Genomic DNA, 1,047 nt, shown 5'->3' with positions numbered 1-1,047 from the left:
TGCACGCGGTGCCGGGTTCCGTGCTGGGCAAAATGCCAGGCTGAATCACGGTGTGGATGGTGCTGAACAGCTTCGGCTTGGTGGTGCGGCATGAAAAATACACTCGCTGATTTGGTTAATCACCAGTTCATGATGCTGGAGAGTCTGTCCAGCCCAGAACTGAAAGGTGAAGCGCTACAGGAAGAAATCGCCCGCGCCAAGGCCATGTCTGAGGTTGCTGGGACGGTGATCCAAACGTACCGCGTAGCGCTCGACGCGCAAAGAGCAGTGTATGACGGTTATGCGGGTCGGGTGCCTAAAGTGTTGGGGATAGAAGAATGAGCCAAAAATATACTGACGCGCAAAATTTATTTCTGGAAGTTCATTGCAAAGGGAAAACGTTTCGCGAAATTACCGATTTGTTCAACTACGAATTTGGGACAAATAAAAGACAAGGCACGATGAGAGAAGTGTTACGTCAGCGTGGGTTAGATCGGTATGTTGCAAAACAATTTCATTATAGCGAACAGCAATTAACTTACCTTTTTGCCAATAGAGCGGTTGGATGGAAAAAATTGACGCAGATGTTTAATGAGCGGTTTGGTGATAAAAAAACCGTAGACGCCATCAAGAAAACAATGGCTGGCAGAGGATGGAATCAAAAATGCAGACATGGAACGGGTAAAGGGCTGAAATATATCTACGCCAACGGTAAGCGAATGCGCCTCGACGTTTACGTGTGGGAGTGTGTCAACGGGCCGCTTCCCACCGGTTATGGCGTTATTCATTTGGATAACGATGTGCAAAATAACCAGATTGGTAATCTCCGGCTCGCACCGTTGCACATTAAATCGATATTCATAAGAGCCGGAGGTGGGGATGCGCCGAAAGCGCTGGCACCGGCGTTGTATGCCAGGATCATGCTGAAAAATCACATTAATCAACTTGAGTCTCAGCGCACCAGCCGCAGGAGGTCTGTATGAACATGCCCCATTTACTGAAAGGTATTTCCGTTGAGCAATTCAATACGCGTTTCCCTGTCGGTGCGCTGTTTCGCTATTACCCTGT

2 protein-coding genes are annotated in these 1,047 nt (G+C 48.3%); both read left to right on the top strand.

Annotated elements, in window-relative coordinates:
* The first annotated feature begins 90 nt into the window (after positions 1–90).
* On the top strand, positions 91–321 hold the full coding sequence (locus ADK28_RS19640; RefSeq protein WP_048796150.1) for a hypothetical protein: 231 nt from the start codon (positions 91–93) through the stop codon (positions 319–321).
* Positions 318–962 (top strand): HNH endonuclease, encoded by a 645-nt coding sequence (locus tag ADK28_RS19635; RefSeq protein ID WP_048796449.1) that lies wholly within the window; start codon positions 318–320, stop codon positions 960–962. Before ADK28_RS19640 ends, ADK28_RS19635 begins: the two co-directional genes overlap by 4 nt.
* The last annotated feature ends 85 nt before the right edge of the window (positions 963–1,047 follow it).

The organism is Serratia sp. 506_PEND, from assembly GCF_001076875.1.
Lineage (GTDB): Bacteria > Pseudomonadota > Gammaproteobacteria > Enterobacterales > Enterobacteriaceae > Serratia > Serratia marcescens.
Note: the sequence above shows the minus strand (reverse complement) of the source record. Positions and strands in the feature narration are given on the sequence as shown.